The sequence below is a fragment of the Vibrio sp. L85 genome, from assembly GCF_963871815.1.
Taxonomy (GTDB): domain Bacteria; phylum Pseudomonadota; class Gammaproteobacteria; order Enterobacterales; family Vibrionaceae; genus Vibrio; species Vibrio harveyi.
The window spans coordinates 55,664-80,161 of sequence record NZ_CAWMYL010000091.1; the positions used below are offsets into that span (position 1 = coordinate 55,664).

23 protein-coding genes are annotated in these 24,498 nt (G+C 45.5%); 18 read left to right on the top strand and 5 right to left on the bottom strand.

What is annotated here, in order from left to right; translation table 11 throughout:
* The first annotated feature begins 12 nt into the window (after positions 1–12).
* Entirely contained in the window at positions 13–501 is a 489-nt protein-coding gene (locus AACR11_RS09580; RefSeq protein WP_005445841.1) for an NlpC/P60 family protein, read from the top strand.
* A gap of 33 nt (positions 502–534) precedes the next feature.
* Here the strand turns inward: AACR11_RS09580 and AACR11_RS09585 are convergent, their stop codons facing one another.
* The 3 genes from AACR11_RS09585 to AACR11_RS09595 all read right to left on the bottom strand — a co-directional run bounded on the left by AACR11_RS09585 (position 535) and on the right by AACR11_RS09595 (position 3,119).
* The gene (locus AACR11_RS09585; protein ID WP_005445842.1) at positions 535–879 is read right to left on the bottom strand and encodes a DUF3802 family protein; all 345 of its coding nucleotides are present in this window, start codon (positions 877–879) and stop codon (positions 535–537) included.
* Positions 880–1,188: 309 nt separating this feature from the next.
* The gene (locus AACR11_RS09590) at positions 1,189–2,151 is read right to left on the bottom strand and encodes a GGDEF domain-containing protein (protein ID WP_005445843.1); all 963 of its coding nucleotides are present in this window, start codon (positions 2,149–2,151) and stop codon (positions 1,189–1,191) included.
* The gene (locus tag AACR11_RS09595; protein ID WP_029788480.1) at positions 2,151–3,119 is read right to left on the bottom strand and encodes a response regulator; all 969 of its coding nucleotides are present in this window, start codon (positions 3,117–3,119) and stop codon (positions 2,151–2,153) included. The genes AACR11_RS09590 and AACR11_RS09595 overlap by 1 nt, the downstream gene beginning before the upstream one ends.
* Before the next feature lie 224 nt (positions 3,120–3,343).
* On the opposite strand from AACR11_RS09595, the gene AACR11_RS09600 reads away from it, so the two are divergent.
* Together AACR11_RS09600 and AACR11_RS09605 are read left to right on the top strand one after the other, a co-directional pair.
* Positions 3,344–4,210 (top strand): fructosamine kinase family protein, encoded by an 867-nt coding sequence (locus AACR11_RS09600; protein WP_029788481.1) that lies wholly within the window; start codon positions 3,344–3,346, stop codon positions 4,208–4,210.
* A 252-nt stretch (positions 4,211–4,462) separates the two neighbouring features.
* Positions 4,463–4,657 (top strand): CPXCG motif-containing cysteine-rich protein, encoded by a 195-nt coding sequence (locus AACR11_RS09605; protein WP_005427574.1) that lies wholly within the window; start codon positions 4,463–4,465, stop codon positions 4,655–4,657.
* 113 nt (positions 4,658–4,770) lie between these two features.
* Here the strand turns inward: AACR11_RS09605 and AACR11_RS09610 are convergent, their stop codons facing one another.
* The gene (locus AACR11_RS09610) at positions 4,771–5,382 is read right to left on the bottom strand and encodes a riboflavin synthase (protein WP_005445847.1); all 612 of its coding nucleotides are present in this window, start codon (positions 5,380–5,382) and stop codon (positions 4,771–4,773) included.
* Positions 5,383–5,663: 281 nt separating this feature from the next.
* Between AACR11_RS09610 and AACR11_RS09615 the strand changes: the two genes are divergently transcribed.
* Entirely contained in the window at positions 5,664–7,034 is a 1,371-nt protein-coding gene (locus AACR11_RS09615) for an MATE family efflux transporter (protein WP_005445850.1), read from the top strand.
* Positions 7,035–7,140: 106 nt separating this feature from the next.
* Positions 7,141–8,157 (top strand): DUF3080 domain-containing protein, encoded by a 1,017-nt coding sequence (locus AACR11_RS09620; protein ID WP_029788482.1) that lies wholly within the window; start codon positions 7,141–7,143, stop codon positions 8,155–8,157.
* A 7-nt stretch (positions 8,158–8,164) separates the two neighbouring features.
* Here AACR11_RS09620 and AACR11_RS09625 read toward each other — a convergent pair whose 3' ends face one another.
* Positions 8,165–9,007: a DNA ligase gene (locus AACR11_RS09625; RefSeq protein ID WP_005445862.1), complete on the bottom strand. Its 843-nt coding sequence runs from the start codon at positions 9,005–9,007 to the stop codon at positions 8,165–8,167.
* A gap of 317 nt (positions 9,008–9,324) precedes the next feature.
* Here AACR11_RS09625 and AACR11_RS09630 point away from each other — a divergent pair, with 317 nt between their 5' ends.
* The 13 genes from AACR11_RS09630 to AACR11_RS09690 all read left to right on the top strand — a co-directional run bounded on the left by AACR11_RS09630 (position 9,325) and on the right by AACR11_RS09690 (position 24,488).
* Positions 9,325–9,645, top strand: a complete 321-nt coding sequence (locus AACR11_RS09630; RefSeq protein ID WP_009700743.1) for an STAS domain-containing protein — start codon at positions 9,325–9,327, stop codon at positions 9,643–9,645.
* Between the two features lie 28 nt (positions 9,646–9,673).
* The gene (locus AACR11_RS09635; RefSeq protein WP_020198006.1) at positions 9,674–10,522 is read left to right on the top strand and encodes an OmpA family protein; all 849 of its coding nucleotides are present in this window, start codon (positions 9,674–9,676) and stop codon (positions 10,520–10,522) included.
* Positions 10,519–12,618: an SLBB domain-containing protein gene (locus AACR11_RS09640; protein ID WP_029788483.1), complete on the top strand. Its 2,100-nt coding sequence runs from the start codon at positions 10,519–10,521 to the stop codon at positions 12,616–12,618. The genes AACR11_RS09635 and AACR11_RS09640 overlap by 4 nt, the downstream gene beginning before the upstream one ends.
* A complete protein-coding gene (locus AACR11_RS09645) occupies positions 12,618–13,307 on the top strand; it encodes an AAA family ATPase (protein ID WP_029788484.1) in 690 nt (229 codons plus the stop codon). The genes AACR11_RS09640 and AACR11_RS09645 overlap by 1 nt, the downstream gene beginning before the upstream one ends.
* Before the next feature lie 12 nt (positions 13,308–13,319).
* A complete protein-coding gene (locus tag AACR11_RS09650; RefSeq protein ID WP_009700747.1) occupies positions 13,320–13,703 on the top strand; it encodes an Hpt domain-containing protein in 384 nt (127 codons plus the stop codon).
* A 213-nt stretch (positions 13,704–13,916) separates the two neighbouring features.
* On the top strand, positions 13,917–15,476 hold the full coding sequence (locus AACR11_RS09655; protein ID WP_029788485.1) for a sigma-54-dependent transcriptional regulator: 1,560 nt from the start codon (positions 13,917–13,919) through the stop codon (positions 15,474–15,476).
* On the top strand, positions 15,451–16,527 hold the full coding sequence (locus tag AACR11_RS09660) for a glycosyltransferase family 4 protein (RefSeq protein ID WP_029788486.1): 1,077 nt from the start codon (positions 15,451–15,453) through the stop codon (positions 16,525–16,527). Before AACR11_RS09655 ends, AACR11_RS09660 begins: the two co-directional genes overlap by 26 nt.
* A 152-nt stretch (positions 16,528–16,679) precedes the next feature.
* The gene (locus AACR11_RS09665) at positions 16,680–17,864 is read left to right on the top strand and encodes a glycosyltransferase (protein ID WP_029788487.1); all 1,185 of its coding nucleotides are present in this window, start codon (positions 16,680–16,682) and stop codon (positions 17,862–17,864) included.
* 10 nt (positions 17,865–17,874) lie between these two features.
* On the top strand, positions 17,875–19,047 hold the full coding sequence (locus AACR11_RS09670) for a glycosyltransferase family 4 protein (RefSeq protein WP_029788488.1): 1,173 nt from the start codon (positions 17,875–17,877) through the stop codon (positions 19,045–19,047).
* Positions 19,040–20,461 carry a lipopolysaccharide biosynthesis protein gene (locus tag AACR11_RS09675; protein WP_029788489.1) on the top strand — a complete coding sequence of 474 codons (1,422 nt, stop codon included), beginning with the start codon at positions 19,040–19,042 and terminating at the stop codon, positions 20,459–20,461. Before AACR11_RS09670 ends, AACR11_RS09675 begins: the two co-directional genes overlap by 8 nt.
* Positions 20,458–21,843: an O-antigen ligase family protein gene (locus tag AACR11_RS09680; protein WP_029788490.1), complete on the top strand. Its 1,386-nt coding sequence runs from the start codon at positions 20,458–20,460 to the stop codon at positions 21,841–21,843. Before AACR11_RS09675 ends, AACR11_RS09680 begins: the two co-directional genes overlap by 4 nt.
* Before the next feature lie 96 nt (positions 21,844–21,939).
* Positions 21,940–23,064, top strand: a complete 1,125-nt coding sequence (locus AACR11_RS09685) for a glycosyltransferase (protein ID WP_029788491.1) — start codon at positions 21,940–21,942, stop codon at positions 23,062–23,064.
* The gene (locus AACR11_RS09690; protein ID WP_029788492.1) at positions 23,061–24,488 is read left to right on the top strand and encodes a GumC family protein; all 1,428 of its coding nucleotides are present in this window, start codon (positions 23,061–23,063) and stop codon (positions 24,486–24,488) included. Before AACR11_RS09685 ends, AACR11_RS09690 begins: the two co-directional genes overlap by 4 nt.
* Positions 24,489–24,498: the final 10 nt, after the last annotated feature.

Here is a 24,498-nt window from a genome sequence, read left to right on the forward strand (position 1 = left end):
TGGAGATGACCAGTGAGCAAGGTTCGTCATTTATTTTTTCCTTTAATAATCAGTGTGCTACTCAGTGCGTGCTCGTCAGGTCCAGATCCAGAAACACAAGTCAACGCCTCCCTGCCCGTCAATCAGCTGTTGTCCGGCAATCAGGATTTGTACCAATTCTATAATGAGTGGGAAGGCACGCCTTATCGACTAGGTGGAACTAAAAAGTCAGGCATCGACTGTTCGGCTTTTGTTCAAAAAGCGTTTGTTGAGGCATACAAAATGTCGCTGCCGCGTACTACCCGCCAACAGTCTAAACAAGGTGTTGAAATGAGTTGGTCGGACGCCCAACAAGGCGATTTGGTATTTTTCAAAACCAAACGAAGCACATACCACGTGGGCATTTATCTTGGGAACAAACAGTTCATGCACGCTTCTACTTCAAAAGGCGTGATCATTTCGAGAATCGACAACCCATATTGGGCATCGAAATTTTGGCAAGTAAGAAGAGTTACAATGTAACTCTTCTTGAATTTGAATGACGCAAGAAGAGAATCAGTCGTAGGTCGCTACCGCGGTATCAAACAGGTTTTTAACTAATGCGATGTACTCATCCAAAAAGGCAATCTGCTCATTTGTCGCTTTCTTTGACCATACACCCGCAAGTACTTCACCCAAATCTTCAACGACCGCATCTGCCTCTTTTAGCAACTTAAAACGCACGCTTGAATGCAACTCTGGGTTTTGCTCGAATATCGCCATGATGTTCGATGCAACCATGTCAGTCACAACATCTTCAATGCTTTCTGATCCTGTGTCACCGATTTCAGACGTGAAAATATCTAAGTTAAGTGACAAGTGCTCAATTAGAGCGAGATATCCATCGGTTTCTACAACCACTGTTTTTCTCCGTTTAATGCAAGCCTTCGAAGCTGAAAGCGAAATAGTTTCAATAGTAAGACATGCCGAGAAAATTTCATTAACTTATTTCATATTAATGAGAGTTGACGCACTAACTGGATGGTTTTCAACCAATTGAGTTCGGTACTGTTCACCTTTCGAGCTGATGCTTTCAGCAGTTTGTGAGTTATTTATACAAGGCAGAGGCATTTACTTAAAATGACTAGGCGACAAGCCTCTCGTCGCGATTAAAACGCCTTTATCTCGAATAAAATTTAACTACAAAAGTTCAACAATCCCTAGTATCCCCTAGTCGTCTTCATGACTACAAGTTTGGTTTCGACCATTTTCTTTAGCACGATATAACGCAGCATCGGCACTCTTAAGCCATTGTGTGTGGCTTTCGAAATACGATTTATACTCGCAAACGCCGATACTGATCGTGTAGTTAATCAAAAAGTCTTCAACTTTCACGATTTCTTGTTCAATTCGCTTTCTTAAACGTTCTGCAAAGTAACAAGCTTGCTCTTGATTAGTATGTGGCAGCAAAACCGTAAACTCTTCACCACCAAAACGACCACATACATCGCTGCTACGTGCCGTTTTACGTAACAAGCTTGAGGTACGACGAATCACTTCGTCCCCCGTGTGGTGTCCATAGGTATCGTTGACCTTTTTAAAATGGTCGATATCAAAGATCACTAACGAGCTCGCCCCTTCAATCACTTTAAGTTGCGCAAATTCGTCCTTCAGAGATTGTTCCCAAAAAGCCCGATTAAATAGACCAGTGAGACCATCTTTACGGCTGATTTCCGATAAGTGTTGGTTAGTTTCTCTCAAATGGATACGGTTACGCGCCGTTTCTGAAACATCATTAATCTGAATTGCAATATGGCTAATTTCACCTGACAACGAGCGCAATGGCGTAATCACAATGTCTTGGAACATCAAGTTGCTGCTGTTAGAAACCGGAGAAAAGTTGTTGAACTTGAAAAGGTATGGTCGGTTTTCCCAGCTAGAAAATGAACGTGTTTCTAAATCTGCTGATGTCTTGAGTTTTGTCTCTAACCACCTTCTCGGAAGATCTTCAAAATGGTCAAATAAACACTCTCCGAGAATGTTTTGCGACAAAATACCACTGTACGACTGCATAAAGCTGTTCCAAACGCAGACTTTATAGTCTTGGTCGAGGACAATAAGCCCAGAGTCCATGGTATCCAGAATTTGGGTAACCCAGTGAAAGTCTGCTATGTCCAGCGTGATTTCGGACATTAGATTAGCTCCATGATTTCATAGATGATGTCTACGGATGATTTATCTATCAAAAACAGAACTTCACACTCAAAATCGAGTGATTCTGCCATGTAGGTGTATTCAATGGTAAAGAGTTCACCAGATTCGTTTTTCTCTTCGCTGTAAGGGGTAATGTTCTCGATGATTCCTGGTTGGCGTAACGAAAACTGCTTGTCTAACTGGCTACCAAGAGAAGTTAGGAATGAAGACACCAGTAAGTTCGACACATTAAGGATGATTTCGTTGTGTGGCGTGAATTCAAGTAAGTATCCGAGTCGTTCGCCGATTTGGTTGATATCTTTACCACGCAGACAAACCAACGCCTCTCCGTGTATACCTCCCCCTACGAACCTTTGTGCCACCGCAACTGAGCTGTCTCGCCCAATCACATCCACCAGCGTCATATGTAATTCACCGTAAGACAAAGGACCAACGTGAGGGACAGGCAATTGAATAAACTCACGTAGATGGTCCGCCATAATTGCAGCGCCCTTACCTAATGCAATATTGGCAACTTCACGGAACTTTGCTAGCGGCGTAACTTCTAACGTATGTTGAGGTTCAATTTCAGTGTGAGCACTAACGGCATAATGAAGACCGAGCGTTTCATAGAGAGGAATAACCTGTTCTTCGGATAATGGTTTAGCAATGAAATCCATCGCCCCAAGATCTAAGCAGCGTTGTTTAGCCTCTTGCTGGACATCACCCGAAATGATGACAATTTTGGTTTGGTATTGACTAACAGGCAGGGACTCTAGTACTTCGAAGCCATCCATGACTGGCATGGTCAAATCGAGGAACAAAACGTCAATATTTTGTTCCGTTAGGATTTTCAATGCCTCGTGACCATCTTGGGCTTCGAGTAGGTGCAATGATGTATCTTGTACGATGGATCGGGTAATCAACTTTCGTGCGACCGCCGAGTCATCACAAATCAGTATTTTCATGCCACCAATGGAACTAAAGTCAAAAAAATAATAATACTAGCTGTGCTGTTTTAGCTCCATATGTTAAGCCGATAAATCATAGGGTTATAGGCGACGTGATTCACACTTATAAACATTTTCTACTATATGCGGAAGAATTATTGTCGAAGTTTGCTTAACTGCGCGTCAATGTTCCGCCGTTTATCCTAAACTATTGTTGGTCAAATAGATAAGCGAGGTTTTGTATGTGGCAAGCAATATCGCAACAGCTTTCTGATACCTTGATGTTCGAATATCAGATCACCGAGAAGGTAAAACTTTCCGGTGGAGACATCAGTGAAAGCTATATGATCAATGACGGAGAGCAGCGCTATTTCGTCAAAATTAATGATCGGGATTTCTTAGCCAATTTTGAAGTAGAAGCAGAAAGCCTTCACCTATTGCGCGAAACCTCTACTCTATTTGTCCCAGAAGTCGTTTTGGTCGGTAAAACCAAAACGCACAGTTTTATCATCCTCAACTTCCTTCCCACTAAAACACTTGAAGATAGCGACAACAGCTTTAAATTTGGTGAACAATTAGCGCGCCTGCATTTATGGGGTGAACAGAAAGAATTTGGCTTCGATACAGACAACTACATAGGTTCTACACTTCAGCCAAACCAATGGCATAAAAAGTGGTCAGTATTTTTCGCGGAGCAACGCATCGGGTGGCAGTTGCAACTGCTTAAAGAGAAAGGCGTTTCCCTGGTAGACATCGATGACTTTATTGACGTCGTGAAACAGCTTCTCGCTAATCACTCCCCACAACCTTCCCTACTGCATGGTGATCTATGGAATGGCAATGTGGCGCTCACACCCGCGGGCCCTATTTGTTATGACCCTTCTTGTTATTGGGGAGATCGAGAATGTGACCTTGCGATGACCGAGCTGTTTGGCGGTTTTCAACCTGAATTTTATCAAGGATATGAATCAGTTGCGCCACTTCCAATCGGCTATCAAGAACGCAAAGACATTTACAATCTTTATCACATCTTGAATCATTGCAACCTATTCGGCGGGCATTATCTTGAGCAGGCGCAATCGATAATTAAGAAGATAATTTCCTATTGATTTGGAAGGGAAAGATCATTACTGAGTGTAAATTTTCGACGCATATCACCCTAGATAATGACCTCAAGTCCAACGTTGGGTTTGGGGTCAACTTTTGTACTTATTTCGACTCAATTAGCAACCATAGCGCCTAATATTCTAAGTAACTCGGCTTACGTTGTATCTCTAACCCTAAGAGGCAAGCGAGTAACTAAGGGCTGTATTTTCTAAACAACAAAGTATTAAAAGCCCTGCAATACTAGGAGTTTATGTATGCAAAATTACACTGAAAGACATGTGAAATGTCCCCATTGTGGGCACTCAATCGGCATCACCCTCGATGCAAGTAACGGTAACCAAGAGTTCTATGATGACTGTCCGGCTTGTTGTCATGCCATTCACCTCAACATGAAAGTTGATGAATTGCAGCAGAAAGTTGAATTGTTCATCGACGACAATTACGAGTAATTACGCAAATCCCCCCCAATCGAAATATGAAAAGGAGCCGCAAGTGCTCCTTTGTTATTTATGTCCGTTATTTTGACTACCTCGATAAACCAAGCTCGCTATTTCTTACAGACTTAAAGCTGCTTCGCTGCTAATACACGCTCGACCGTATCAACAATCGCTTGTGTTTGTGGGTCAAATTCTACGTTGATCTTTTCACCGACTTGGCGACGCCCGAATAGGGTTCTCTCTAACGTTTCTGGAATTAAATGAACGGAGAAACGATTATCTTCGACTTCACCAATCGTGAGCGAACATCCGTCTAAACCAATGTACCCTTTCGCAAGTACGTATTTCATTGATTCTTGTGGTAGCGTAAACCAAATCGTGCGGTTGTTTGGTGTATCAATCACTTCAGCGATTTCTGCCATTAAGCTAATGTGCCCTGACATGCTATGACCGCCGATCTCATCACCAAACTTAGCAGCGCGCTCAATATTCACACTATCGCCTGCTGTCAATTCGCCAAGGTTGGTCAGCGCTAGCGTCGCTTGCATTAGGTCAAAGCTGATTTGCGATCCTTCAATTTTCGTTACTGTAAGGCAACAACCGTTGTGCGCAACAGAGGCACCAATTTCAAGACCTTCACTTAGCGCGCCTTCAAGTTCAACAACGTGAGTTTGAAAACGATCTTTCTTGTCGATATGAACGACTTTAGCCGTACCCTGAACGATTCCTGTAAACATACTTTTTACCTATTTTTTAGAAGCGACTGATAGCCAAGACAAACGTCCGCAGATGATTTTTATAATCGTCTATCAATTAACCAAAAATCCACATCTTGTGGGTATGGTATCTGAGCATACAATTGTTTATCATCTGCGCGGAGTTCCTTCGAGGCATTTTTTCACCTTATAGTGACTAAAATCAACCATCAGATCAGTTCATCACGTCTTTTGTCCTCAAGCGCTCTCTATCTTTTCAAATAATTTCTTTTACAACATATTGTTCCGCTCTGGAGTATTTCGTGCATCGCTATAAAGAAGAAGCATCGAGTCTTATCAAATTAGCAACCCCTGTGTTGATCGCTTCTGTCGCGCAAACAGGCATGGGCTTTGTGGATACCGTAATGGCTGGTGGCGTCAGCGCGACCGACATGGCGGCGGTATCTGTGGCAGCAAGTATTTGGCTTCCATCAATTCTGTTTGGTGTGGGCTTATTAATGGCGCTTGTACCAGTAGTCGCTCAGCTGAACGGCTCTGGTCGACGCGTTAAAATCCCATTTGAGATCCAACAAGGCATTGTCCTTGCGTTGCTTATCAGTATTCCTATTATCGGCGTACTATTCCAAACGCAGTTCATTCTTGGGTTTATGGACGTTGAAGCCGCTATGACAGAAAAAACGGTGGGTTACATTCATGCCGTGATCTTCGCTGTACCTGCATTCTTGTTGTTCCAAACCTTGCGTAGCTTTACTGACGGTATGTCTCTGACCAAGCCAGCGATGGTGATTGGTTTTATTGGCTTGATGCTGAATATCCCACTGAACTGGATTTTCGTTTACGGTAAATTCGGAGCGCCGGCACTTGGCGGCGTGGGCTGTGGTGTTGCTACGGCAATTGTGTACTGGGTTATGTTTGGCTTGCTGCTTCTATACGTGACGACGTCTGCTCGACTAAAAAGCATCAACCTGTTTGGTGAGTTCCACAAGCCTCAACTAAAAGCACAGATTCGCTTGTTCAAACTGGGTTTTCCGGTTGCTGCGGCGTTATTCTTTGAAGTTACCCTGTTTGCTGTGGTTGCACTTTTGGTCTCGCCACTAGGTTCGATCATTGTTGCCGCACACCAAGTCGCAATTAACTTCTCTTCGCTGGTATTTATGTTACCAATGAGCGTGGGTGCGGCAGTAAGTATTCGCGTTGGTCACCGTTTGGGTGAAGAAAACGTCGATGGTGCTCGTGTTGCCTCTCGCGTAGGTGTCATGGTGGGTCTTGCGCTTGCTATGATGACAGCGATTCTAACTGTCATCTTCCGTGAACAAATTGCCCTGCTTTACACCAATAACCCAGAGGTAATTGAATTGGCGATGGTGCTATTGCTGTTTGCAGCAATCTACCAATGTACAGATGCGGTGCAAGTGATAGCGGCCGGTGCTCTGCGCGGCTACAAAGACATGCGTGCTATCTTCAATCGTACCTTTATCGCATACTGGTTGCTTGGTTTGCCAATCGGCTATGTGCTCGGACGTACAGATTGGATTGTGGAACCAATGGGAGCTCAAGGCTTCTGGTTAGGCTTTATCATTGGTCTTTCTTCAGCGGCGTTCCTATTAGGTATTCGTCTACGTTGGATGCACCGCCAAGATCCAGAAGTACAACTGAACTTCTCTCAGCAATAATTCGGAGTTCAACGCCCCAAATATTAAAGCCAGCACTCGCTGGCTTTTTTGATCTCTCCCGCGTGTCACAAAGTATACTTATCTGAGTGATTAAAAAGGAAATGCTGTGAGAAGTTCACTTGTTGCTACGGTGCTTTTGCTAACGACAACCTTACTCTGTGGGTGTAACGAATGGTTTAACCCAGAGAAAGCTGTATTCGAAAAATACAATCAACGCCTAGCGAATGTGTTAGATGTATCAGAATCTCAACTAGAAGCCTCTCCTGCCGTTACTATTCCTGATAAAAGAGAGCTATTCCAAGAGCTTCCCCGCCTGTCACTTGGTTTGCTAGAAAGCTACCAATTACGCCAATGTGGTCTGTTTAACTTGCTCGCAGAAAAGAACTCGCAACTGGGTAAGGTCCAAGATGCTTTTTATGACTTCGATTACCAAACGAGTTTGCTTAGAACGTTGAATGGCTGTTTGAGTGATTACCCTCTAAGTGATGAAGAAAGTGCAAAGCTTAACGGCTTGTACGATCAGAAATGGCATCATCTAACAATACACCTCGACAATATGCTGCTTACCAGCGATGCTATGCGCAAACAACTTACGGGCTCTGAATGGTTGCCGTTGGACAGTAAAGACCAAGTTGCCCATGTGCGAGACGCTTTCCTTGCGCTGGACGAGATGTATCAAACACCTTATCGCACCCTTTCGCGCTTACCCGACGTAACCATAGTGAATTATCAAGAAGAGATTGAAAAAACACGCCTTGTTGGTCGACTCTATTACACACTCATTGATGCGACCCAATGGCTAGAACAAACCACGCAAATGCTTAAAGCAAACCAAAACAAAATTATTTGTGGTGAGAATCGTGATACCACGCAATTTCGTTATTTGAGGAACGTCTTTCAGTCCATTTATATCGCCGAAGTTCAACCATACATGGCGTTTGTCGATAGTACCTATCAGCAACTTGATGGTGGAATCAACTTAGTCGAACAGAGAATGGCGGCGCACGGTGCGAGTTACGGAATTGAAAATGCACATGAGCAGTTCAGACTTCAGACCATGGATCACGTGCAATTCTGGAAAAGTTTGTTCAAAAGATGTGGTGTTCAAGTTGGAAGCCAATAGAGCATCATCAATGAGGCACTCGCTCTCTTAAGAATCGCGCGAATCTTGGCTTACCGTTATGCGTATAACCGTTGTATCGGAAAGTAATCGTTGCCCCAATTCTTGGCGGGGATTTCCTCACGTCATCAGTAAAACCGCTGCCAATGTAAAACTCTGTGCCGTCAGCTAACCTTACCAGTACCGCCCCCATCATCCCTAACAATCGCCCTGTTCCTGGCTTATAACCGATGACCGTCGCTTCAGCATCCTCAAAGCGTTTAAGCTTGAGTAAATCACTGCCTCTTCCCGCCTGATAACGGCTTGATACCTTTCTCAACATCACACCTTCACCATCAGATTGCGAAATTTGGTCAAGTTGTTCGAACAAATGTTTCTCATCTTGAATCGCACGATGCTCAACATACTTAATATGAGGTGCGTCGATGGCAAATACCAAATCTTGAATGTTGTAGTAACGCTTCCTATAGTCACCCGCCGAATAAGGCATATCAAACAACATAAAGTCTATACGTTGCCATGCACTTTCAATTGGGGTTTTATCTAACACGGTTTGTTGAACAAGATGGAAGTTGCCCCGCCCAGCCCATAGCTCCCCATCTAAGGGATAATCAGGCAAGACGCGAATAAACCAATCCGGCGCGTAAATACGATTTCCATTTCGTGTCACTAAATGTTGTCCCGTCCAATAAGCACGAATGCCGTCAAGCTTTTCACTATACCAATATTGGGAAACATCAATTCCATCTTGGTACGAATCAGCGAGTGAAACAGGTGGTTGTAAATTTGGATCAGCATGAGGCTGGGCGGAAGCTATTACAGCGAGGGCAATCAATGTCATTCTTAATGGCATGCGGGAACCTTATATAAAAAAGCACCTCTATTGAACCGTACCTCCCATTAAATACCTACCTCACATTTAAAGTTCTACGATCCAATGCAATACCCATAAGCAAACAGTTGCAACTAAACACATAAAGATCAGACCGAATTTGCATTTATAAATCCTGAAAACAGTTCACTTTTTTGATTCTCATATTGAGAAAAATCAGATTCTCAATATGAAACATCGTTTTTATTATATTTAATATACTGTAATTAAAGTTTTTTTTCTTTGGCACGTTCCCTGCTCTACTCAATTCAGGAAATCGAATAAATGGAGAAAGCATCATGGAACTACGTAAACTTGAAACTACCCCAAACACGCTAACCATCGAATTTTTTGGTGACCTAGATGCAAAAGGCTGCCGTCAAGCACAACATCAAATTGATGAGGTGATTCACAGTGACGATCACAAGGAAGTAGAAATCAATCTGCAACACGTCCAATTTCTTGATTCTTCAGGGATTGGTGCCATTGTTTATCTATATAAGCGCCTAGTTGAACGTGAGCGTAGCATGATTATTGAAAACGCATCAGGACAGCCATTGGAGATCATGAGCCTGTTACGCATCAATCACGCTATCCCGGTCAATTCAAAAGGTCATTAAAAAAATACCGGTTAATACGGAGGTTGGCATGGTGAATCTTTTACGACAAAGTGTGTTTTGTAGTCTCGTTGTCGGCATGTTTGGGTGCTCAACGTTTAACTACCCTGATCATGGAAAGGGAGGCATGGCTGAAAGCTACCAAGATATTTCTATTGAGAATTATCAGTTTTCACCAGTGATGCCCGACGAACCTCTTGGCCCTGAGCACGGTTTACGTTTCGATTGGCAACTAACCAAACTGCACTTGGATGCTTTGATTCAAGAAGGCGCACGCTGGTGTTTTCCTGCTGCGGTAGTGCAGGCACTCGAGAAACAAAACCGTATCGCTCGTGAGTTGGAAGGTGGACTACTTCTTGATGCAGCCAACGACATCGTGATTCAACGCCGACGCCTAAACCAACTTGAGCAACAGCTCGATTACGTATTGTCGCAAACTACGTGTAAACCACCGCAAGACATCGAGGCATTGCGCAGTGACCTAAACATCGTTGCAGACATCTATGACCTTCTGAATGTAGACAACCAATTCGCTGTCGACTCTGCGGAAATCAACCCAAAATACATGGGACATCTTGCTGAGGCGGCTTATATCCTTCGTGACCATCCATCTTTGTCGCTAGTCGTGACCGGGCATGCAGACGCAACGGGCACACCGGAATACAACCAAAAATTGGCTCAAGACCGAGCAGAGCAAGTTAAACGTTACTTGAATGTATTCGGCATCACCTCTGACCGTGTGCAAACCAAATCTGTGGGCGAAACACTGCCTCTTTACGAAGGGCAAACACCAGCGGTTCGTTTGACTAATCGCCGTGTGAGCATCGAAGTACTGAATGCTAATTCAGACACAAGCGCAGAAATGGGAGGCACACTATGAGAATCCTCAAAGTCATTACCACTCTACTGATGCTGTGCTTAATCACCATAAATACAGCTTGGGCAGCGGAAGATGACGTGGTTAAAGTTGGCGACTTGGTACAAATCAACCTGCCCGGTGAAGCATCTCTGAATAAAGGTTTTCAAGTTGATAAACGTGGTCGCATCAATCTGCCAGAAATCGGTCCAGTTTTTGTTGCGGGTTACAACGAGACTCAGCTTCAGAACGTCATTACCGACAACCTTAAAACTGTATTCCGCGATGTAAGCAACGCACGTGTGTTCATCAAACAACAACAACTTTTGATTTCAGTACAGGGTTACGTGGTCAAGCCGGGCGAATACACGCTTCCATCTGGCTCCAATATTCAAATGTTCTTGTACGAAGCTGGTGGTCTACGTGCTGGTGCTCAGCTTGATAAAATCATCGTAAAGCGTGGCAACAAGAACATTGAGTTCGACTACAAACGCTTCCTCGACACGGGGGACGATTCAAAACTACCAGCCCTAGAATCATTGGACGTTCTTTTCGTCCCTGCTTCACCATTGGTTGGGAATATTGAGCAAGAATTCGATGCTGCGAAACTGGCAAACTCAGGCGACAGTGCCGATTCTGCCCGCGCAATTAAAGTATTTGGTGAAGTAAACGCACCGGGCTCATTTACCTACAAACCCAACACGACACTTGTCGATGTGGTCATGCGCGCTGGCGGTGTTACTCGTTACGCTAGTGTGGAACAAATCCGCGTTATCACCAACAACACACCGATTATGTTTAACCTTAAGCGCTACCTAGATACAGGTGACCAAAGTTTGCTACCAGAGATCCTTCCAGGTGCAACCATCTTTGTGCCAAAGCAGGAAGAAGAAATCAAAGCCGGCGCGAACGTGGTTTATGTAATGGGTGAAGTGGCTCACCCTGGTGCCTACGAAGGCAAAAAAGGCGCGAGCTTTATGGACATCCTTGCCAACGCAGGTGGTCCAACGCGCTTTGCAGAATCTCGCCAAATCCGAGTTATCAAAGCGGATGGTGGTGTCATCAATTTCGACTTAACCGCTCACACCGAAGGGCTGTCTAAGCAAAAAGTACCGACAGTTGGACCGGGTGACGCTATCTTCGTCCCTGAAAAAACCGACATGAACGAAAAGTCATGGTTAAAGGTTGCACCAAGTCGTGCGGTCGCTGTAATGGGTGAAGTCGTTCGCCCGGGTCGTATCGAATGGTCAGACGAAATGGACTTGATCGATTTGATTGCTCATGTAGGCGGCCCGACTCGCCGTGCGGACACCAGTAAGATTGAAATCTCTAACAACGGTAAAGTGACCAAGTTTGATTTGGATAAATACATTCTACAAGGCTCGCCACATTCTAAGCTACCAAGTGTATCAGCGGGCACAGTGGTTCGTGTTCATGCGCTACCAGACGATCCATCAGACAACAAATCACAATGGGTCAGCCAAAGCTCTGACGCATCGATTTACGTGTTCGGTCAGATCAACGCACCGGGTCGTTACCGCTTTACCAAAGAGATGCATTTCCTAGATATCTTGTCTGCGGCTGATGGCCCTACCAAAGATGCCGACATTCATAACATCCGAGTGACGCATCGTGGTTTGGGTTACGCAAAAGTAAGCAAACTTAACCTGTCGCTTTACTTTGAAACTGGCGATGAATCGATTCTGCCAGATGTGCGCCCTGGCGATACCATCTACATTCCAGAGAAAGACAAGAACTGGCTTGACCGCTCTAAAGAATCCACAGTTCGCGTGCTGGGTGAAGTACATGCACCAGGTCGCTATGTCTTCAATGACAACATGACCATTCTTGACCTACTTGCTGAGGCTGGTGGACCGAGTGACAGTGCTTACGTTGAGAAGATCAGTGTGGTTAACATGTCTTGCTGCCAAGGTCAGGCGCGTGTGTTTAACTTGGTTGAATTCAGCAAAACCGCCAACATATACGACCTGCCCGTGATTCGTGCTGGTGATACGATTTACGTTCCGCATAAAGACGAAAGTTTTGCTGAGAAAGCCCGTGCTGGCTTGCGTGACTTGCTACAAATCACCACCACCATAGTGTTAATAGGAGCGCTGTAATGACTATCCCTGCAACACATGCTGAGATTGAGCAAATTTATCTTCAAAGCGAACTCAAGGGCTACAGGTCAATTAGTGTTGTGGCTTGTCAGTCTGAAGATGGGGTTACGTCTGTGGCTTCTGCACTGGCGGAGCGTTTGATTCTTGCAGGTCATAAAACACTTTATGTCGACTTGAACCTGTTCAAGCCCGCTTACCGCACAGTTCATGCTTTTGAAGAAGAACCGGAAGAAGTAGGACAATTGATCTCTCGTGAAGAAGACCATCAAACGCTGGTAGGGTTAACTGTCCCTTCCCTTGCGAGCACACAACTTGCCTACCGCGACCCAACCATGCTGCGAAAGGCGGTCGATAATTGGCTTGAGCAATACGACCGAGTAATAATTGATACTTCACCGCTGCTGAGCATGAACCGCAGCAACATTCCTGCCCAAGTCGTTGCAGGCGTTTGTGATACTTGTGTACTGGTTGCCAGTTACGGCTCAACGACTACGAGCCAAATCGACCAAGCAAAAACGCTGTTAGAAACCAGCAATGCCAATCTGCTAGGCGCTGTGCTCAACATGAAGCACAACGCAGGTTTAAAAGACGAACTGATTCATCAGGTGAAAAAACTGCGCTTTTTGCCAGAGAAGCTGAAAGCGAAAATATCGAAACAAATAAAGAACAGCGAATTATTTACCTTATAGGGAGCGCGCACTATGAATACTCAAACTGATGTAACGTTGGAGCAAGAATTGGTCGATGAGTTGATTCTTCAGCAAATGATCAAAGACACCTGTGCGGAAATCATGCCTACCTTAATCGAGCACTATATTGAGGAATCTCGTGAGCGCGTCGAAAAGATCAAGCAGGCACTCAACAGCCAAGACAAAGAAGCAATGGAGTTTGAAGTCCACACGCTTGGTAGCTCTGCACTTGCCTTGGGTAATCGCACTCTATCGCGTCACGCTCGTACCATCGAGAAATACTGTGTTGAAGGTGATACAAAACAAGCTTTTGAGCTTTGCCAATCATTACCAGAACTGGCAGAACAGTCTTTTACGGCGCTAAACCAAAGAAAAGAACAAGGATTTGAAGACTAGCAACAAATTTCAGGGATTTAATTAACTAAAAAATAAAGAATTTTCTGCAATCCTCACAGCGTGTGCTAATACTTAAATATAAAGATTCTCAAAATGAGAATCGAAAAGAAGCCATCAGCTTGAGACAAGAAAAACAAAATCATCACGACAACACGTATCTCAAGCCGACTTAACGCATTAAAACAACGATTTGAAGAAAGTTGGGAAAGGATTATGAGACCAAGGGTGTTACTGGTAGAAGACTCTACTTCACTAGCCATACTTTATAAGCAGTACGTCAAGGATGAGCCTTACGACATCTTCCACGTAGAAACGGGGCGGGAGGCGATTCAATTCATTGAGCGCAGCAAACCGCAACTTATCATTCTCGACCTTAAACTTCCGGACATGTCAGGCGAAGACGTATTGGACTGGATTAATGAAAACGAGATCCCGTCCTCTGTCATCATCGCAACGGCGCACGGCAGCGTCGATCTCGCGGTCAATCTGATTCAGAAAGGTGCGGAAGATTTCCTAGAGAAACCCATCAATGCAGACCGTTTAAAAACCTCAGTCGCTCTTCACTTAAAACGAGCGAAGTTAGAAAATCTCGTCGAGAACATTCAATCGACCTTCGATCGCCACAACTACCACGGTTTTATTGGCTCTAGCCTACCGATGCAAGCTGTGTATAAAACCATTGACGCGGTTGCTCCAACCTCTGCAAGCGTGTTTATCGTTGGTGAAAGTGGTACGGGTAAAGAAGTGTGTGCAGAAGCCATTCACAGACAAAGCGATCGCAGAGACAAACCTTTCATTGCGATTAACTGTGGTGCTATCCCTCGCGATTTGATGGAAAGTGAAATTTTCGGTCACGTTAAAGGCGCATTTACCGGTGCAACCACAGACCGTAAAGGTGCCGCAACGCTAGCCCACGGCGGAACCCTGTTCCTCGACGAATTGTGCGAGATGGAATTAGAAATGCAGAAAAAGTTACTGCGTTTTCTGCAAACAGGAACCTACACCCCGCTCGGTGGCACCAAAGAGATGAAGGTGGATGTTCGGATTATCTGTGCAACCAACCGAGATCCATTGACCGAAGTGGAAGAAGGTCGTTTCCGCGAAGACTTGTATTATCGTGTGCATGTTGTGCCAATCGATATGCCGCCACTTCGTGAACGTGGTAGTGACATTGTCACGCTAGCTAAGCATTTCTTAACCACATACGCGAAGCAGGATAAGAAGAAGTTCCGCAATATCGATAGCGAAGCCCAACATGTGATTAAGCACTACGACTGGCCAGGCAATGTGCGTCAGTTGCAAAACATCATTCGCAACATTGTCGTGTTGAATGACGATGACAAAGTGACGCTCGCACACCTACCCGCTCAACTGACTCGCAAACCGTCAAAAGCTCGCACTGTCACCCCACCTCATGTTGAAAGTGCTCAAGTAGCCAATGTAAATCCAGTCACCGCTGCAACGCCAATGCAAGCACAACCATTAGAAAGTGCGCCTGTAGAAACATCCGTGCAACCAGAGTTCTCCTCAACTATGGTTACGAACGAAGCGCCTCCAGCAAGCCCTGCGGCGCAAGTGTCATCACCTTACTTCAATTCCGATGGCACCATTCGTCCAATGTGGAAAGTTGAGCGAGAGGCGATTCAAAACGCCATTGCGTATTGTGATGGTAACGTGCTTAACGCGGCGGTGATGTTGGAGCTTAGCCCTTCCACTGTGTATCGCAAAAAACAAGCGTGGGAAGCGGATGAAGCTAATCTCGAACAATCTTGAGATCCCAGTTGTCGGCGAAGTTTGGATTCTGCTGGATAGCCGTATTTACGGTGGTATTGAAAGCCATGTAGTCGAACTCGCCACAGGGTTGCAGTCCTTTCATGTTAACGCACGAGTTGTGTTGGTGGTGGAATACGATCCTCCAGCACCACTTATCGACAAATTAAACCAAGCTCAAATCCCAGTGAGTTATTTGTGGCACCTGTGCCCAAAGTCAGAACGGTCGAAAACCATTCCAGTCAAACAGATCACTGGCGCGGTGGCTGAGCATCAACCCAGCGTTATTCACACCCATGGATACAAAGCGGCACTGTTAGCCAGAAGCGCAAAGCTATTCACTCGTACTTTTCCCCGTTTAGTCTCCACCTACCACGCCGGTGAAACACCAACGGGCAAAGTTTGGGCGTATGACTGGCTCGATCGATATACCGCACGACTCTCTGATCACAGCTTCGCTGTGAGTCAGACCATTCAAGACAAGCTCCCTACTCAATCAGAATTGCTCAATAACTTTGTCACGATTCCCGAACAGCATTGTCGCTACAAAGAAATCGCATTTGTTGGTCGTCTAAGCCATGAGAAAGGCGCAGACCGCTTCATTGATATTGCCCGTCAAGTTCCTGATATTGAGTTCTCTATTTATGGTGACGGTCCAGAAAAATCGAGGCTCGTAGAAAGCGCACCTGCTAACGTGATATTTCACGGTCATCAAAGTGACATGGATGCCGTTTGGCGTAATATCAGCGTCCTCGTCATTTCATCGCGCTATGAGGGCTTGCCAATGGCGGCGTTAGAGGCGATGGCTCGTGGAATCGTTGTGATAAGCCTTGACGTTGGTCGCCTTCCTGATTTGATCCAAGATGGTCAAAATGGATTCCTCGCCCACGATATTCCGGCGCTAACCGACAAGATCAATAACTGGTTGGAAATGAGTCATAGCGAACAATACCCAATGCGCCACAAAGCGATTGAGACCATCAAAGCGCACTATTCCTCTCGCAGCATCATTCCTATTCTGATTGAACGCTACCAAATTGAGAATCACACTTGATGCATATCCATTCTCAAATTGAGAAGTTTCGTATCTAATCTTCGCTCCCACTGCATTTCCCATTCAAAAACATACACTTAAACCAATAGCATATTTTGGCATCTCGGTTGCAATAGCTAATCCAAACAGATTGGCTAACCGAGGTAACGACTATGACTACTCCAAAACGCATTCTTTACGTTCATTATGGTGATAACTGGATTCGCGGCAGCGAAGTCGTACTGCTTGACCTCATCACTAATATTGACCGCGACCAGTACCAACCAATTGTCTGGTCAAACTGCGAACCTTTGATTAAGAGATGCGACTCCTTAGGCATCGAAGCGGAACATTCGAATTTCAGCCTTGTTGGAGGTTGGAACACGCCTCGCTGGGACATTAGCAGTTGGAACGATTTGATCAAACAAGGCACAGCGTTGATCGAAAAACACAGCATCGACCTTGTCCACGTAAACAGTGGAGGTCCATGTCAGTGGATGTGCCTAGCTGCTCGTATGAATCACATCCCTTTGGTAACGCAACTTCACTGCCACTACACCTTGCGTGACCGCTTCTCATTGGGTCTGCACCTTTCTCCAAAATTGATTTGCGTGAGTAAAGATGTGGGGCACGAGATTCTCAAAGATGGCTACCCAGAAGAACATCTTCATGTCGTTCATAACGGCGTGTCGCTGGAGAGTCACGATGCACCTATCGATGTCAAAGATCGTCTGGGTATTCCTCACCAAGCGTTCACCTTTATTTCGGTTGGCTCTCTCATTAAACGCAAAGGCTTTGACCGCTTAATCCAAGCCATGCGTATGCACAATTACCATCAACATAATCCACATTTGGTGATTGTTGGTGATGGTGAAGAACGTATCGCATTGAAGCAGCTAGCCGTTGATTTGGGTGTGGAGGATCGTGTGCATTTTGTTGGGGAACAACACAACGCCGGAGACTGGATGAAAGGTAATGTAGATGCCTTCATCAGTGGAGCTTACGAAGAGGCATTTGGTCTTGTTCTTGGTGAGGCGGCACTAGCAAAGCTACCAATCATCGCACCAAAAACAGGTGGCATCCCGGAATTGTTTGAGCACAACCACAGTGCCCTATTGTTCGCTAATCACGGTATGGCAAGTCTGTTAAATGCAATTCAGCAAATGATTCAAGATGCGCCGCTACGAAATAAGTTAGCCGAGAATGCGCATCAACACGCGAATCAGCACCTGACGGTTTCTGCCTCAGTCAGAGCGATTGAAGATATTTACCGCGATGAACTGACGCAGAAAGAACTGACACCCATGCCTGTCAGCCACTGCATGAAACCAATTTCGCGCTGGTTAAACATCAACTAAGGAGCTCACCATGAAACGTGTATTGATGTTTGACGCCATCCCAATGCAAGGCGGCTCGAAAATTGCCAACGCTGAGTTGATTAAACAGTGTGACCAACGTGACGTGATTAGCTATGTCGCGACGACAAATCCAGAACACTGGACTGCCACATTCAGCTCAAACCCTCGCGTACAGGTATTGAAAATCAAGCGTTCTCCAATCACGTCTCATCATGGTATCGCTTATTGGTTGATGAACTGTTTTTACCTGGTGCAACTGATTTTGGTCACGTTCAAACTACCCAAACTCGACTGGTTTATGGGTTTGTCTTCACCAAACAACGACATGCCTTTGTACCTGCTTCGCCTGTTCAATCGCAAACCTATCGTGCAAATGGTGCATGGTCCAGTCGGCGTGTCTCGCTCATCTGGCTACTGCTTAGTAAAAGCGTCTGCGATTCATTATTTATCGAACACTCGTGCTTCCATGATTGATGCGCTTGCTGCCTATTTAAAAATGCCAAAACCGGCGGTAGAACGCTTTTGGACAACCTTAAACACCTCTTCGTTTGTGAACGGCTTGTCTTCAGAACGCGCACCAAAGCAAGCGAACCCGATTTCTAATCGAGTGTTCTGGGCTGCCAGCCTCTTGAAATGGAAGAATGTTGACCTGTTGCTCGACGCGATGAAGTTGGATGAGTCAGCGAACCTAAACGCGACCATCTGTTACATCAAACCTAACATTGAAGGCGTTGAATGTTCAAAGCCAGATTTCACTCAAGCAAACGTTGAATGGCACGAATCACCAGACAACCTTGACGAGCTACGAGCACAGTGTGGTGTGTTTGTGTCGACCAGTGAGAACGAACCGTTTGGGTTATCAATTTTAGAGGCGTTAGCCGCTGGTATGTGTGTCGTGATTCCACATGACGACAGCTATTGGGATCGAGTGTTAACCCATGGAAAGAACTGCATCAAGTACACACCGAAAGACGCCGCTTCTCTTCACAATGCCATTCGACTTTTAAACGAAGCACCTTGGCTAAAAGTCACCATGGGGATGGAAGCACTAAACGTTGCGAGTTTATACACCGCAGAACGTTGTTACTTCGATATTACCCAACAGCTTTGTACTGACCCGACCAATAAAGCTCAAGACAGTGCAAAGAAGCGCGACAACGTCAAAGGATATGACCATGTCTAAAGCCATGACCAATATGTCACTGTTCGCTATTGCGTTGGTGATCAACAAAAGCATCAGCTTAATTATGCTGCCAGTGCTTCCTCAGTTTCTCTCGCCAGAGCAAATGGGCAAACTTGAGTTACTGACCTCTTTTGGTGTTGTGACTGCCCTACTTGCCAGCATGGCAATGCACGAAGCACTGTACCGCTTTGTTGGTGTAGAGAAAGACGGCGAGAAGAAAGTGACCATGCTCAACCAAATTTACTCGCTTTCTGTTTGGATCGCAGTGGCGATTGGTTTGGTTTTATTGTTTGCGATTCTAGTTGCCCCGATTCCTAGTCCGTTTTCTCAATTTGAATTCATCGTGCTGATGTTAGCAATTATCTTGGAAGGCGCGATTGGTATCGGTACTGCTTGGCTACGCATGCAAGATGATAAAGCGAAAACACTGCTAAGCGTGATGGTGACCACCACCGTTCTTCAAGTTGTATTTATTGTCGCCGCTTTGATGATTCACCCACACGTCATTTCTGTCTTGCTTGGTGGTCTACTGGCTGCCGTTATCCAATTTACCTGGCTACACATTATCAATAAATACAGAGTTGTCATGCCTGACATGGCGATCGCAAAGCAACATCTGCATTACTGCATCCCTGTCATGATGTCTGCGCTGGTCGCTTTTTGCTTGAACGGTGCCGAGCGTTGGTTCATTGGTGCGAACGCTTCACTAGCAACACTTGGTGTTTACGCGATTGCGGTGAAGTTCGCCATTGGCATGTGTATTTTGGTTCAACCATTCGGTATGTGGTGGATGCCACGTCGCTTCGCCTATCTAGAGCGTAATCGTGGTAAAGAAGCTGTAAGAATTTCTCACTTCGGCATGATTTATATTGCTACACTCACGGTCCTAGTCGCGACCCTTGCCTTCATTATGATCAGCCAGTTTTTACCAGAAACGTATCAAGAAGCCGCGCTTTACACATTGTTCCTTCTGCCAATCGCCATGATCAAAGAATGGAGCGAGCTACTGAACATCGCGATTCTATATAAACGTCGCACTCGTTGGTTGCTGGGAATCAACGTTGTTGCCGCAGGCGTCGCAATTACTCTTCTATTTGCGCTTTCTTCTCTTGGTATTTATGGCGTATTCATCGCGCTTTACTACGCGCAACTAGCCAAACTGGCGATGACGTTCGTGATTGGACAACAGTGCATGTACCTTCCTTTCCACCTAAGTTTGATGGTCGCATTACAAATCATCTCAGGAGTGGCACTGTTCCTGCTTTACTCTACTCAATCCATCGGAAGTGCGATTGTGATTTGCATTCTGACATGCACACTGTTTGCTGGTATCGCCTTCCGATACATGTCTAAGGAAACACGTAGCAATCTTGTGATGAGATTAAGAACGGAAGCGAAAAGAGTGACGTTATGAATGCCACGGATGTGAGACCAACCCAAATCATCGCTGCGACAACCGTTACTGTGGTCATCGCTTTAGCGTGGTTAGTGATGCCGCATCCAATTTTAATTGTCGCAATTTGTTTTGCTCCGCTTGCCATCTTGTTTGTGCTCAACCAAACCTTTTGGCTTGTGACTTTGTTCGTTATCTTCTCTTTCTTCCGAATTCACGAAGCGTTTCCGGTTATCTACAACTTCAAAATCCCATTATTGTTGTCTTTAGGTGCACTTGGCGCGTTATCTTTTCACCTATTGATCAGTCGTCAGCTATCGGTCTTCTGGCATCCTTCTTTAAAGTGGCTGTTCATCTTCTGGGCGTTAGTTATCATCGGTATTGTGTTCGCCTCAGCACGCGACATCGCGATTACCGTATTCAAGAATACGTATTGGAAGATCATTGTGATGACACTGGCGATCACTTGGCTTATCACCACACCCAAACAGCTCGCACAAATGTCAAAAGCAATTATCGTTGCTGGGTTGTTGGTCGGACTCGTTGCTCTTTATAACGCCACCAACGGTATTGATATTGTCGAAGGAACGCGTGTGTCGATTGGTCGTTCGTTTGGCTCGGTATTAGGTGACCCCAATGACTTAGCGCTGGTTTTGATGTTCCCCCTCGCCTTTACGGTGAGCCAATTGGTCGAGAAACGATCGTCCATGTGGTTGCGAGGTTTTGCACTGCTCACTTGTATCATCCTGTTTATGTCGATCCTTGAGACACAAAGCCGCGGTGGCTTATTGGGAGCACTGTCAGTCTTCGCCTATTTCGCGTTCAAACACATCAAGAGCAAGGCATTGGTTGTCTTCCTAGGCTTAGTCGCGGCTTTGATTCTTTACGCTGTTGCTGGGATCTCTGGGCGAGCATCGGGCGGCGCTGCAGAAGCCGGTATTGATGCCTCGGCAATGGGACGTTTGTACGCCTGGGAAGCAGCTTTCAAAATGGCACTCGACAATCCGATAACCGGCGTTGGTTTAGAGAACTTCTACTACAACTACTTCTTCTACAGCCCGCATTGGGATGGCATTAACCACGCGGTGCACAGTACTTGGTTTGGTGTACTGGCTGAAACCGGCTTTGTTGGTTTAGCGGTTTTCATTACTCTGATTGTCTCTCTGGTCAAAACGTCATTAGGTTCAATCTCACTTCTGACTGAGAAGTCGCACTTCACCTTATCTGTAGGTGCAAACGCCGTATTAAGCGGACTTATCGGCACCATAGTCTCAGGGACCTTCCTCACTCAAGGTTTCACTTGGCCGATTTACATACTTGCGGCACTAACCATAGTGATAAATCGCATCGTTCAAACTGATTGTCAAAATGAGAAATCTTCACCTTCTCAAATTAAGAAATAACCTAACCCCTTGTTTTAGATAATTTTAAGTCTTTGGCACGCATCGTGATACGTCTTTGAGTAACAACAACGAATCAATTGGCTCAAGGAGAGAACGATGACAGATATCGTAGTATTTGGAGAAGACTTCGGCGGCTTGCCATCTTCCACTCAACATCTGATAAAGCACCTAGCGAATAACCATCGTATTCTTTGGGTCAACTCGATTGGCTTAAGACAGCCAAAGTTCACCCCGAAAGACGCTAAACGCCTCGTCACTAAACTGACTGGTTCGGTCAAACAACAAGACAAGGTCCAAACGCCTTTCGGTCGAGAAGAAGACTCAAGCATCCACACCATCACTTTGCTGACGATTCCTGCTCCCAAATCGAAATGGGCACGTAGCGTCGCGACAAAAATGATGAAACATCAGCTGAGCAAAAAGCTGGATTTGCTCGGCTTTCAACATGCCGTTTTTTGGACGTCACTGCCTACCGCTGTGGATATTTGTCGAGAAATGAGCACCAAAGGCATTGTTTATTACTGTGGTGATGACTTTGGCGCACTAGCAGGTGTGGATCATCAGACCGTTTTGGAACATGAAGCTGACTTGATTGATAGCGCAAACCTGATTCTGGCTGCGAGTGATAAGCTTGCCGCGGAGCTTCCGCAAGAGAAAACCGTGACTCTACCGCATGGTGTCGACTTCAGTTTGTTTTCAGAGCCAACGGCGAAAGCGCAAGATATGCCAAACAATGGTCGTAAGGTATTGGGTTTTTATGGCAGCTTATCAGAATGGTTAGATTTCCGTTTGATAGAGCAAGTCGCCGATCAAGCGCAGGATTGGGACTTGGTCTTTATTGGTCCAAATGAATTTCCTCACAACCCGTTGCCACAACGAAACAATATCCATTACCTAGGTCCACGAGCACATCAAGATTTACCTAGCTACTCACAACATTGGGATGCGAGCTGGCTACCGTTCGTCGATAACGCACAGATTCAAGCCTGTAATCCACTTAAACTGTTAGAATACCTCGCCACAGGAACACCGGTCATCAGTACGGCTTTCCCAGCACTTAAGCCCTACCAACACATGTTGCATGTTGTGGCGGATGTGGATGATGTTCGTGCGAGCCTGAATCACTTACTCCCACCACCAGAAGGTTCACTCTCGATCATCCAACAACAAAGTTGGCAATCAAGAGCACGTCAAGTTGAGCAATTAGTGAGGGCGTTATGAACGATTTAAGAGACAACATCACCTTATTGCTGCATGGGGCATGGCGTCGTCGTTACCTGATTGTCATTCCGATGTTGGTGTTACCAATCTTGGGGTTTGTCGTCAGTAAAATGATGCCAACGAAATATGTGGCGCACACTAGTATGCTGATTCAAGAAACAGCCAAGATGAATCCCTTCCTCGAAGATCTTGCCGTCTCAACCATGCTGAAAGATCGCTTGAGCGCGTTAAGTACCCTATTGAAAAGCCGTCATGTGCTGTATTCGGTTGCTCAAGAACAAGGCTTGATTGATGACACCATGGGACCGAAAGAACAAGAGTCCATCATTAAAGAGCTTGCCAATCGCCTCACGGTGCAACAGCTTGGTAAAGACTTCATTCAAATCCAGTTAACCAGCAGTAAGTCTGAAGGTATGGAAGATATACTTGGCTCCGTCAGCGACCATTTTGTGGAACAGTTGCTTGCGCCAGAGCGCTCTTCGATTAAAGACTCAAGCCACTTTCTCACTATTCACATCGATAAACGCCGCGAAGAACTAGATAAGGCTGAACAAGCTTTTGCCGAGTACAAAAACGCCTACTCGCACGCGACACCAGAGATGCAAGCGCAAAGCCTGACTCGTTTAGCGAGCCTAAAGCAGACATTGGCAGAGAAAGAAGCGGAGCTTGCAGGTGTAAAACGCAGCTTGGGTAGCTTGGACCAGCAGCTTTCGAAGACCAACCCAGTGATCGGTAAGATTGAGGAGCAAATCATCGAGATCCGCAGTGAACTCACCCTACTGCGTGCCAAGTACACTGAAGCGCACAGTATGGTTCAAGGTAAGCTGCGCGAGCTAAATCGCCTAGAGCAAGAGCGTTCGGTTCTACTCAACTCAAAACAACCTGAAATGAACAGCAATCAGCTTTGGGATATCGCCAGTACAGCAACGGTAAGCAATATTGGTGATGCGCAACCTCTGCTTGTTTCTCAGCTTCATCAATTGCAAATCATGCGCGGTCGATACGAGTCGCTTCAGGAAGAAACCATTAGCCTGCAAAGTATGATTCAGGAGCTAGAAGTCAATGCAAACCGTTTTGGTAGTACCGCAACTGAAATCAATCGACTGGCAAGAGATGTGACAGTCAAACGCCAATTGTACGAAGAACTGGTTGAACGTTATGAAATGGCCCAACTCACCGGTTCTTTGGGTGTATTTGAAGAAAATAAACGCGTGAAAGTCATTGATGAGCCTTACACTCCCACAATTCCAGCTAATTTACCCGCTTTTATGTTCGTTATCTTAGGGTTCATTGGTGGTGCTGGATTAGGTATCGGATTAGCAACCATTGCGGAACTGGCAGATAACTCGATTCGCTCACGAAAATCCCTTGAAAATCACTTGGGCGTCCCCGTGATTACCACTATCCCTAAAGTAATCTTCTAGCCAGAATTTT

Coding starts and splice junctions, on each gene's coding strand:
- AACR11_RS09590 (WP_005445843.1), bottom strand. CDS start 2,151: ATGTCCGAAATCACGCTGGACATAGCAGACTTTCACTGGGTTACCCAA.
- AACR11_RS09595 (WP_029788480.1), bottom strand. CDS start 3,119: ATGAAAATACTGATTTGTGATGACTCGGCGGTCGCACGAAAGTTGATT.
- AACR11_RS09600 (WP_029788481.1), top strand. CDS start 3,344: ATGTGGCAAGCAATATCGCAACAGCTTTCTGATACCTTGATGTTCGAA.
- AACR11_RS09605 (WP_005427574.1), top strand. CDS start 4,463: ATGCAAAATTACACTGAAAGACATGTGAAATGTCCCCATTGTGGGCAC.
- AACR11_RS09610 (WP_005445847.1), bottom strand. CDS start 5,382: ATGTTTACAGGAATCGTTCAGGGTACGGCTAAAGTCGTTCATATCGAC.
- AACR11_RS09625 (WP_005445862.1), bottom strand. CDS start 9,007: ATGCCATTAAGAATGACATTGATTGCCCTCGCTGTAATAGCTTCCGCC.
- AACR11_RS09630 (WP_009700743.1), top strand. CDS start 9,325: ATGGAACTACGTAAACTTGAAACTACCCCAAACACGCTAACCATCGAA.
- AACR11_RS09635 (WP_020198006.1), top strand. CDS start 9,674: ATGGTGAATCTTTTACGACAAAGTGTGTTTTGTAGTCTCGTTGTCGGC.
- AACR11_RS09640 (WP_029788483.1), top strand. CDS start 10,519: ATGAGAATCCTCAAAGTCATTACCACTCTACTGATGCTGTGCTTAATC.
- AACR11_RS09645 (WP_029788484.1), top strand. CDS start 12,618: ATGACTATCCCTGCAACACATGCTGAGATTGAGCAAATTTATCTTCAA.
- AACR11_RS09650 (WP_009700747.1), top strand. CDS start 13,320: ATGAATACTCAAACTGATGTAACGTTGGAGCAAGAATTGGTCGATGAG.
- AACR11_RS09655 (WP_029788485.1), top strand. CDS start 13,917: ATGAGACCAAGGGTGTTACTGGTAGAAGACTCTACTTCACTAGCCATA.
- AACR11_RS09660 (WP_029788486.1), top strand. CDS start 15,451: ATGAAGCTAATCTCGAACAATCTTGAGATCCCAGTTGTCGGCGAAGTT.
- AACR11_RS09665 (WP_029788487.1), top strand. CDS start 16,680: ATGACTACTCCAAAACGCATTCTTTACGTTCATTATGGTGATAACTGG.
- AACR11_RS09670 (WP_029788488.1), top strand. CDS start 17,875: ATGAAACGTGTATTGATGTTTGACGCCATCCCAATGCAAGGCGGCTCG.
- AACR11_RS09675 (WP_029788489.1), top strand. CDS start 19,040: ATGTCTAAAGCCATGACCAATATGTCACTGTTCGCTATTGCGTTGGTG.
- AACR11_RS09680 (WP_029788490.1), top strand. CDS start 20,458: ATGAATGCCACGGATGTGAGACCAACCCAAATCATCGCTGCGACAACC.
- AACR11_RS09685 (WP_029788491.1), top strand. CDS start 21,940: ATGACAGATATCGTAGTATTTGGAGAAGACTTCGGCGGCTTGCCATCT.
- AACR11_RS09690 (WP_029788492.1), top strand. CDS start 23,061: ATGAACGATTTAAGAGACAACATCACCTTATTGCTGCATGGGGCATGG.